1 protein-coding gene is annotated in these 11,416 nt (G+C 69.9%); it reads right to left on the reverse strand.

Going from position 1 to position 11,416, the window contains the following annotated elements:
- Window positions 1-126 precede the first annotated feature (126 nt).
- Window positions 127-11,136 (reverse strand): type I polyketide synthase, encoded by an 11,010-nt coding sequence (locus LIV37_RS00165; protein ID WP_373920581.1) that lies wholly within the window; start codon window positions 11,134-11,136, stop codon window positions 127-129.
- Window positions 11,137-11,416 lie beyond the last annotated feature (280 nt).

Genomic DNA, 11,416 nt, shown 5'->3' on the forward strand with positions numbered 1-11,416 from the left:
ATCATTCGCCGGTGGGTACGGGTGCTCGATATCTCCGCCATCATCACGCGCGGCAGCAGGCCCGGCATCAGCGAGAGCCACCGTTACACAACGTGTCTCAGCCCGCGTCGGTCGCGAGCGACGCCGTCATGCTCGGTCTCGTGGCCGTAGCCGGGGCCTCGGTCGCTTGGGGGGAGCCGCGTACGTGACGAGCAGGTAGTCCGCCAGAGCGGTCGGCGTGGCGCGGGCGAACACCGTCGCGGCGGTGAGCTGAATACCCGTGGCCGCGCTGAGCCGGTTCCGCAGGCGCATGGCGGTCAGGGAGTCGAATCCCACCTCCGTGAAACGGCGGTCAGGGGCAATCGCGTCTACGCCGGTGTGCCCCAGCACGACGGCGGCATGGGCGCGCACGAGTTCCAGCAGCTCCCGGCTCCGTTCGGCCTCGGGGAGGGCTCGGAGGCGGCTGGCGAGGGCCGCCGGATCCTCGGTCCGCGTCGCGTCGGTGTCGTCGGCCGCGTCAGTCATGAGCTGTCGCACTTCCGGGATGCCGCTGAGCAGCCTTTTCAAGGGACGGGCCTCGAACGCGACGATGAAGCGACGCCAGTCGGCGTCGACCACGACGGAGGTCGCACCCTCCGCCAGTGACCGCTCCATCGCCATGAGTGCCGACCGCGGATCCATCGGGGCCAGACCGCTGCGCCGGACGTTGCGGCTGACCTCGCCGCTGCTGACGGCCATGCCTTCGTCGGCCCATGGCCCCCACGCCACCGAGGTAGCCGTCAGCCCCTCAGCCCGCCGCTGCTCGGCCAGCGCGTCCACAAGCGCGTTCGCCACCGCATAGTTCGCCTGCCCGGCGGAACCCACGACGCCCGCGAACGAGGAGAACAGCACGAACGCCGACAGCCCCAAGTCCCGCGTGACCTCGTGCAGATTCCACGCCGCCTCGCTCTTCGACCGCAAGACCTCCTCGAACCGCTCCACGGTCAGCCCTTCCAGCACCCCATCGTCCAGGACCCCGGCCGTGTGAACGACTCCAGTCAACGGCGCCTGTGCTGTCACGCCCGTCACCAACTCGGCGACGGCCCTCCGGTCGCCCACGTCGCAGGCCACCACCTCCACCCGCGTACCCAGCCCCTCCAGTTCCTTGCGCAAGTCATCCGCCCCGTCTGCACCGGGACCACGGCGGGACACGAGAACCAAGCGATCAGCGCCGGCCCGGGCCAGCCACCGCGCCACATGCCTGCCCAACGCTCCCGTACCGCCGGTGACCAGCACGGTCCCCGAGGGCCGCCACCCCGCACCACGGCGTCCACCCGCGGCGGCCCGCACCACACGGCGGCAGAACACGCCCGCACCTCGGACCGCCACCTCGCTCTCGCCCGAGCCGCCGGCGAGCACCCACGCCAGACGGTCCGTGACCCACCCGTCCAGCACATCCGGCAGATCCACCACCCCGCCCCAACGCTCCGGAGCTTCGAGACCGACCACACGTCCCAAGCTCCACACCCCGGCCTGCTCCGTGCTCCGCACCCGTTCCGCACCGTTCACGGACATGGCTCCGCGGGTGACGCACCACACCGGAGCGCGCACCCCCACCTCACCCGCCGCTTGCACCGTGGCCAGCGTCAACGCCACCCCCAACGGCACCGACCCATGCACCGCGTGCCGTCCCTCCGTGAGCGCCAGCAACGACAGCACACCGACGATCCCCGCGTCACCGGCCCGTGCCAGCGCCCCGCGCAACGGTCCGGCCACCGCGTCGCCGTCCGTGGCCCTCGACGCCAGCTCCACGATCACGGGGGACGCCCCGCGCCCCTCCATCGACTTCACGACGTGCGACACCCACGCATCCCCGGTGTGCCCCTCGGGGACGACCACCAGCCACGCCCCCGTCAGCGTGCCCGTCCCACCGGCCACCGGCGACCACGCCACTCGATAGCGCCAGGCGTCCACCGATTCCAGCTCCAGCCGACGCCGCCGCCACGCCGACAGCGCCGGGAGCACCGCCGCCAGCGCCTCACCGGCGCCGTCTCCGTCCTCGGCCGACAGCGCGCTCGCGTCACCACGCTCCACCGCCTCCCAGAAACCGGCGTCCGCCAGGCCCCCGGGCGCCGCATCACCGGTAGTCGTCGCAGCGGTCTCGGGGGTCGAGCGCAGCCAGAAGTGCTCCCGCTGGAAGGCGTACGTGGGCAGGTCCACGCGCCGCGGCGACGAGCCGCCGGCAGCCATGACGGCTGCCCAGTCCACCGTCACGCCCCGCACATACGCCTGCGCGAGCCCGTCGACGACGGAGCTCGTCTCGTCCACGTCCCTCCGCAGGACCGGCGCGAACACCGCATCGGGCAGACACTCGTGTCCCATCCCGGAGAGCACACCGTCAGGACCGAGTTCGACGAACGTCGTCACTCCCTGCCCGGCCAGGGCCGCCACCCCATCGGCGAAGCGCACCGTCTCCCGCACATGCCGCACCCAGTAATCAGGCGCGCACAGCTCGTCGGCCGAGGCCACCGCGCCCGTCACATTCGACACCACCGGAATGCGCGGCGCGCGGAAGGAGAGCCCCTCCACCACCTCGCGGAACGGGGCGAGCATCGGCTCCGTCAACGGCGAGTGGAAGGCGTGCGACACCCTCAGCCGCTTCGCCTCCACGCCCCGTTCCGCCAACACCCCGACCACCTCGGCTACCGCTGCTTCCCTTCCCGAGAGCACGACGGACCCGGGGCTGTTGACCGCCGCGACGCTCACCTCGTCCGCATACCCCGTCAGCAACGGCAACACCTCCGCCTCCGCCTCCCGCACCGACACCATCACCCCACCCACGGGCAACTCCCCCATCAACCGACCCCGAGCCGCCACCAACGCACAGGCGTCCTCCAACGACAACACCCCCGCCACATGCGCCGCCACCACCTCCCCCAACGAATGACCACCCACGAAATCCGGCCGCACACCCCACGACTCCGCCAGCCGAAACAGAGCCACCTCGACCGCGAACAATCCACACTGCGTGAACTCCGTCCGAGCCAACGCGTCCACGTCCCCGAACACCACCTCCCGCAACGACCGGTCCAGCAGGGCGTCGAACCGCAGGCACGCCGCATCGAAAGCGTCCGCGAACACCGGGAAGCTCTCGTACAGCTCCCGCCCCATGCCGATGCGCTGGCTGCCCTGCCCCGAGAACAACACCGCCGACTTCCCGGGGAGAACGGCGCCGCGCACGACACCAGCCGCCGGCTTCCCCGACGACAAGGCCGCCAAGCCCGCCAACAGCCCATCACGCCCTGCGGCCAACACCACACCGCGGTGCTCGAACACCGACCGGGACGTCACGAGTGACGACGCCACCTCCACAGGCGACAGGCCGTCATCGGCCCGCACGAACTCCGCCAAACGCTCCGCCTGCGCACGCAACGCCACCTCCGACCGTCCGGAAACCACACACGCCACCACACCTGCGTCATCCGCTGACGCCTCCACACGCTCCTCCGGCGGAGCCTGTTCCACGATCACGTGCGCATTCGTCCCGCTGATCCCGAACGACGACACACCCGCACGCCTCGGCTCTCCCTCCTCAGGCCACTCCACCGCGTCCCGCAACAGTTCCACCCCACCGGCCGACCAATCCACGTGCGGCGTCGGCTCGTCGATGTGCAGCGAGGGCGGCAGCACACCGTGCCGCAGCGCAAGCACCACCTTCATCACGCCTGCCACACCAGCAGCCGCCTGGGTGTGCCCGATATTCGACTTCAACGACCCCAACCACAATGGCCGACTACCGCTTGCCCGTTCGCGCCCGTACGTCGCCAGCAACGCCTGCGCCTCGATCGGATCTCCCAGCCTCGTCCCCGTACCATGCGCCTCCACCGCGTCAACTTCCGCCGCTGACACCCCCGCATCCGCCAACGCCGCCCGGATCACCCGCTGCTGCGACGGACCGTTCGGCGCCGTCAACCCATTCGACGCACCATCCTGATTCACCGCGGAACCACGCACCACCGCCAACACCCGATGCCCCCGCCGCCGAGCATCGGACAACCGCTCCACCACCAATACCCCCACACCCTCGGCGAGCGACGTCCCGTCCGCGGCCGACGCGAACGCCCTGCACCGCCCGCCGGGGGCCAGACCGCGCTGCCTGCTGAAACCCATGAATGGGCCGGGATTCGGCATGACGGCGACACCGCCGGCCAGCGCCAGGTCGCACTCGCCCTGACGCAGCGACCGCACCGCCAGATGCAAGGCCACCAGCGACGACGAACATGCCGTGTCCACCGTCACCGCGGGGCCCTCGAAACCGAAGGCGTACGCCACACGCCCGGACAGGACGCTGGCCGCGGTCCCCGTCATCAGGTGGCCTTCGGAACCCTCCACCGCCTCGTGCAGCCGCGGGCCGTACTCCTGGTAGTGGGATCCGACAAAGACACCTGTCCTGCTGCCGCGCAGCGACGACGGAACCAGCCCGGCCCGTTCGAGCGCCTCCCACGAGGTCTCCAGCACCAGACGCTGCTGCGGGTCCATCGCCAACGCCTCACTCGGTGAGATCCCGAAGAACCCCGCGTCGAAAGCGCCCGCGTCGTAGAGGAACCCGCCCTCACGCGCATACGTCTTGCCGGGCGCGTCGGGGTCCGGGTCGTAGATGCCGTCGAGATCCCAACCACGGTCGGTGGGAAGTCCGCCGATAGCGTCCCCGCCGGAGACGACGAGGTGCCACAATTCCTCCGGGGACGTCACGCCGCCCGGGTAGCGACAGCTCATCCCGACGATCGCGATGAGGTCGTCGTGGGACAAGCCATCGCTTCCGCCGACCGGGGACGTCGCCGCCGCGCCGTCGGCCTGACCCACCAGTTCGGCCATGATGTATTCGCTCAGTGCCTCGCTGTTCGGGTAGTCGAAGGCCAACGTGGCGGGCAGACGCAACCCGGTCGTCGCACTCAGCAGATTACGCAGCTCGACCGCCGTCAGCGAGTCGAGACCGAGATCCTTGAACGCCCGGTCGGACTCGACCGCGTCGGGCGTGGCGTGCCCCAACACGGCCACCACCTGCGTGTGGATGAGCTCCAGCACGGTGTGGCCGCGGTCGGCGAGGCTCATGCCGAGCAACCGCTGCCGCGATTCGGTGGTCTTGTCGACCGGGCGGAGCGGTTCGGTGTGGCTGGGGGTGCGTCGTGCGGGGATCGGCCGTCGTATGAGCCCCCTGAGCATGGCGGGTGCCACTGTGCCGGAGGCGGCCGGGGCACCGGTGTCCAGCCGGGCAGGTACCACCAGGCTCTCCGCCAGAGCATGCGCCGCGTCGAAAAGCCGCAACCCCTCGTCGGACGAGAACGGCACCACACCGACCCGTGCCATCCGCTGCAAATCCGCCTCGCCAAGGTGCTCCGTCATACCGGAACGCTCGGCCCACATGCCCCATGCCAACGACACGCCGGCCAACCCCAGAGCACGACGATGTGCGGCAAGCCCGTCCAGAAACGTATTCGCCGCCGCGTAATTCGCCTGCCCCGCCGAGCCCAGTACACCTGCGGCCGACGAGAACAGCGCGAACAGCGCGACGTCATGGCGACGCGTCAACTCATGCAGATTCCACGCCCCCGCCACCTTCGCCCGCAACACCGCGTCAACCCGCTCCGGCGTCAGCGACGCCACGGTCCCGTCGTCCAACACCCCCGCGGCATGCACCACGCCCGTCACACCACGCCCGCCGGGCAACCGCGCCAGCACCTCCGCCAGGGCGTCGCGATCCGCCACATCGCACGCGGCGACGGTCACCGACGCACCCATGCCGGTCAGCTCCGTCTCAAGTTCCGGCATGCGCTCGCCCGCCGAGCCACGACGACTGACCAGCAGCAGGTGACGCACCCCACGCTCAGCTACCAGATGCCGAGCCACCAAACCACCCAACACGCCCCCCGCCCCCGTCACCAGCACAATCCCCTCGGGATCCAAGACGGCCGGAACGCTCAACACCAATTTCCCCACATGCCGCGCCTCACGCATGAACCGAAACGCCTCACTCGCCCGGCGCACATCCCACACCCGCGTCGGCAACCGCTTGAGCGCACCCTGCTCGAAAAGGCCGACGATCTCCGTGAGCATCTCCCCGATGCGCTCCGGCCCCGCCTCCACCAGGTCGAACGCCCGGTATGCCACACCGGGGTACGCCGCCGCGACCTCGTCGGCGGACCGCACATCCGTCTTCCCCATCTCAATGAAACGCCCGCCCTCGCCGAGCAGCCGCAGCGAGGCGTCGACGTACTCACCGGCGAGGGAGTCCAGCACGACATCAACACCACGCTCACCTGCTACCGAGCGGATCCGCTGCTCGAACTCCAGCGACCGCGACGACGCCAGATGCGCGTCGTCAACTCCCAGGCCACGCAACACGTCCCACTTACCAGGGCTGGCGCTGGCGAAGACTCGGAGGCCGAACACCCGCGCCAGCTGCACCGCAGCCATCCCCACCCCACCGGCCGCGGAGTGCACCAGCAGCGACTCACCGGGCCGCACGCCCGCCAGCTCGCGCAACGCGTACAACGCCGTCACGAACCCGACCGGAACAGACGCGGCTTCGGTGAACGACCAGCCGTCCGGGATCCGGGTCAGGGTGCGGTGGTCCGCCACCACCAGCGGCCCGAAACCGCCGGTCCACAGACCCATCACGCGATCACCGACGGCGTAGGACTCGACCCCCGGGCCGGTGGCCACCACCACGCCTGCTCCTTCACTTCCCATCAGCGCCTGGTGATCCGGATACATGCCCAGCGAGATGAGCACATCGCGGAAGTTCAGTCCCGCCGCGCGTACGGCGACGCGCACCTCGAACTCACCCAGTTCACCAGCCGCGTCCTCAGCCGTCGCCAGGGTCAACCCCTCCAGCGTCCGCTCCCTCGAAGGCTCCAGCCGCCATGGCTGCCCCTCGTCCACGGGCACCAATACTCCATGCGCTGGGCCTTGAGTCAGGCGTGGCACCAGTACCTGACCCCTGCGCACGGCTACCTGGGGTTCCCCGGTCAACACCGCCTCGTGCAGGACGTCCAGCGAAGCGCCGGCGTCGTCCACGTCCACAAGGACCAACCGCTCCGGATGCTCAGTCTGCGCCGAGCGCACCAGTCCCCATACCGGGGCCGCGGCCAGATCACACACATCCTCACCAGCCTCGACCGCCACCGCACCGCGCGTCACCACAACCAATCGCGATCCGGCGAACCGCTCCTCCGCCAACCACCCCTGTACCAGGCGCAGAACCCGGTCGACCGCCGCACTCACCTCCGAAACGACACCCCGATCACCAACAGAACCAATACACACCACCACACTCTCGGGCACACACTCACTCACCTCGTCGAAATCCGCAAACACCTCCGCCCCCAACACCTCAGCCACTCCGAAATCATCCCGGCCGACCACCGCACACCTCTGTGCCCCAACCTCCGACCCAGCAGCTGGCGACGCAGGCGACCACTCCACGCGATACAACGACTCCCCCACGCCGGCAGAGACGGCGAACTCCCCTTCCCTCATCGGACGCGTCGCCAAGGCATCCGCCGACGCCACCGACGCCCCCGCCGCGTCGGCCACCACGACCGACACCCCACCATCGCCGACCGGCGCCAGCCTCACCCGTACCACCGAAGCTCCGACCGCGTACAACGAGACACCACTCCACGCAAACGGCAACCGGACTCCCCCGGGTTCCACATCGGTGTCCGTAACGTGATGGACCGACCAAACGTGGAGCGCCGCATCCAGCAACGCGGGGTGCACCCCGAACCGGCTCGCCTCGGTTCGCACGTTCTCCGGCAGCGCCACTTCGGCGAAGAGCTCATCACCTCGGCGCCAGGCGGCCCGCAGTCCACGAAACGCCGGGCCGTACTCCAGCCCAGTGGCCGCCAGCCGCTCGTAGAGGCCTGTGGTCTCGACCGCCTGGGCGTCGGTCGGCGGCCAGGCGCTCAGATCCGCGGAGGTCGCTGTCGGGCTCACAGCGGTCAGCGTGCCTCTCGCGTAGCGCGTCCATGACTCGCTCGGCGCGTCGTCGCCGCGCGCGTATACGCTGAATTCGCGGTGCCCGGTCTCCCGCGGAGCGCTCACGACCAGTTGTACCTGGACCGCACCGTCTTCGGGCAGTACCAACGGCATCTCAAGCGTGAGCTCTTCCAGCCGATCACATCCGACGGCGTCTCCCGCTCGCAACGCCAATTCGACAAACGCCGTGCCGGGCAGGACGACACGGCCCAGCACCGCATGGTCGGCGAGCCAGGCATGGGTACGAAGCGACAGGCGGCCCGTCAACAGGAGACCATCGGAGTCGGGCAATGGAACAACGGCTCCCAGCAAGGGGTGCTCGGCCGAGGCCAGCCCTGCCGACGACACATCACCGGCCTCGGACTCCAGCCAGTAACGGCGGCGTTGGAAGGCGTACGTCGGCAGGTCCACGCGTCGCGCGCCGGTACCGGCGAACACCTGCCGCCAATCGACGTCGGCGCCACCCACGTACGCCTCGGCCACAGACGTCAAGAACCGCGCCGGCCCACCCTCGTCGCGACGCAGTGACCCGACCACCGTCGCCTGCGTTCCCTGGTCATCAGCTGTCTGCTCGATCCCCATGGTCAGTACCGGATGGGCGCTGGCCTCCACAAACACCTGGATACCCTCGCCCAGCACAACCCGTACCGTCTCATCGAAGCGGACCGTCTGCCGCAGATTGCGATACCAGTAAGCGGCATCCAACTCCACGGTATCCAGCACCCCGCCGGTCACCGTCGAATAGAACGGCACCGCCGACGACCGCGGAGTGATCCCCGCGAGATCACGGAGCAACTCGTCTTCGATCGCCTCCACATGTGCGGAGTGCGAGGCGTAATCCACCGGAACCCGGCGCGTCCGTACTCCTTCGCGTTCGCACCGCATCAGCAGTTCCTCAATCGCGTCGGTGTCGCCCGACACCACCACCGCCGAGGACCCGTTCACCGCCGCCACCGACAGCCGCTCGCCCCACACGGACAGCCGCTCCCGCACCTCGGCGACAGGAAGGCTGACGGACACCATGCCGCCTCGGCCCGACAGCGCCCGCAACGCCCGACTACGCAGTGCCACCACCCGTGCCGCGTCTGCCAATGACAACCCGCCCGCGACACACGCGGCTGCGATCTCCCCTTGGGAGTGACCGATCACCGCCGCCGGCACCGCGCCGTACGAACGCCACAGCTCGGCCAATGACACCATCACCGCCCACAACGCCGGCTGCACCACATCCACCCGGCCCAGCCATCCGTCCCCGTCGGTGCGCCGCAAGACGTCCAGCAGCGACCAGTCCACATACGGCGCCAACGCGAGGGCGCACTCGCCCATCCGCTCCGCGAACACCGGCGAGGAATCCAACAGCTCCGCCGCCATCCCGGCCCACTGCGATCCCTGCCCCGGAAAAACGAGCGCCACCGCGGTGCCATGTCGCGCCAGGCCCGCGACGAGCCCCGTAGTGTCATGGCCCGCGACGTACTTCTCCAGCTCGCGTACCGCGCCCGCGTGGTCCGGCGCGAGGACCACCGCGCGATGGTCGAAGACGGTTCGGGTGGTACCGAGGGCCAGGCCGGTGTGCGCCGCGGCAACCCCCGGATGCCTTCGCACGTGGTCCAGCAGCCGGGCGGCCTGGGCGCGCAGAGCCACCGCGGATCTGGCCGAGAACACCCACGGGACGAGCGGGAGCGATGCCGAAGCCACCGCGGACGGTACGGCGTCGTCATCCGACGCGCCGTCCGCTTCGCCCTCCGGCAGGTTGGGCGCCTGCTCGATGATGGCGTGCGCGTTGGTGCCACTGATGCCGAACGAGGAGACACCTGCCCGGCGTGGTTGCTCACCCTGCTGCCAGGGAGTGGCCTCGGTGATGAGCCGGACGGTGCCGGCCGACCAGTCGACGTGCGGCGACGGCTCGTTGAGGTGCAGGGTGGGCGGCAGCACGCCGTGCCGCATGGCCAGCACCATCTTGATCACACCGGCCACGCCCGCGGCGGCCTGGGTGTGCCCGATGTTGGACTTCACCGAACCCAGCCACAACGGCCGGTCTCCATCCCGGTCACGACCGTACGTGGCCAGCAGCGCCTGCGCCTCGATCGGGTCGCCCAATGTCGTGCCCGTACCGTGCGCCTCCACGACGTCTACCGCACCCGCGGTCAACCCCGCGTTCGCCAACGCCGCCCGGATCACCCGCTGCTGCGACGGGCCGTTCGGTGCGGACAGCGCGCTGCTGGCCCCATCCTGGTTGATCGCCGTGCCTCGGACGACGGCCAGCACCGGATGGCCGTTGCGGTGCGCGTCGGACAGCCGCTCCAGGAACAGCATGCCGGCGCCTTCGGCAGGCCCGAAGCCATCCGCGGCAGCCGAAAAGGGTTTGCACCGGCCGTCCGGGGCGAGCCCGCGCTGCCGGCTGAAGGCGATGAAGGTACCGGGCGTTGACATGACCGTGACACCGCCGACCAGCGCGCTGGAGCACTCGCCCTGGCGCAGGGACTGCACGGCCAGGTGCAGGGCCACCAGCGAGGACGAGCACGCCGTGTCCACGGTCACCGCGGGGCCCTCCACCCCGAGGGTGTAGGCGACGCGTCCGGACACGACGCTGAGGCCAGTGCCGGTCATCAGGTGGCCCTCGGCACCGCCGGTCGCCCTGTGCAGGTGTGGGCCGTAGTGCGGGGTGACGGTTCCGATGAAGACACCGGCCTGACTTCCCTTGAGCGACGCGGGGTCGATGCCCGACCGTTCGATGACTTCCCACGACGTTTCCAGCAGCAGCCGCTGCTGCGGGTCCATCGCCAGCGCCTCACGCGGCGAGATTCCGAAGAAGTCGGCGTCGAAGTCCGCCGCGTCGCTGAGGAAGCCGCCTTCGCAGGTGTAGGAGGTGCCCGGCCGGTCGGGATCCGGATCGTACACGGCGTCGACGTCCCAGCCACGGTCCTCGGGAAAGGACGCGATCGCGTCCTGTGCCCCGTCCAGCAGCTCCCAGAACTCCTCGGGAGTCCGCACACCCCCGGGGTAGCGGCAGCTCATCCCGACGATCGCGATCGGCTCACGCGCCGCCGCCTCCACTTCTTGGAGGCGCTGTCGGGTCTCATGCAGATCGGCTGTCACCCGTCGGAGGTAGCCGAGGAGCTTTTCTTGTTCCGACATCAATACCTCACGGGATTGAGCTTCGGGAGCTTGGGTGTACGGCGTTTGCGATGGGCGTACGGCGCGCGCGAGCGTGCGTTCAGGACGGTCCGAATTCCTGATCGATGAAGCTGAAGAGCTCGTCGGCCTCCGCGGACTCCAGATGACCGGCGATGGTGACCGGGGCCTTCTGCGCCGGGCCTTCCGGTGCCGGGCCGTCGGGAACGGGAACGTCCGTAACGGCGCCGTCCCGGTTGCCGCTCCACTGGGACAGGAGGCCCTTCAGACGGTTCGCGACCATGGC

The sequence above is a fragment of the Streptomyces rapamycinicus NRRL 5491 genome, from assembly GCF_024298965.1.
GTDB lineage: Bacteria > Actinomycetota > Actinomycetes > Streptomycetales > Streptomycetaceae > Streptomyces > Streptomyces rapamycinicus.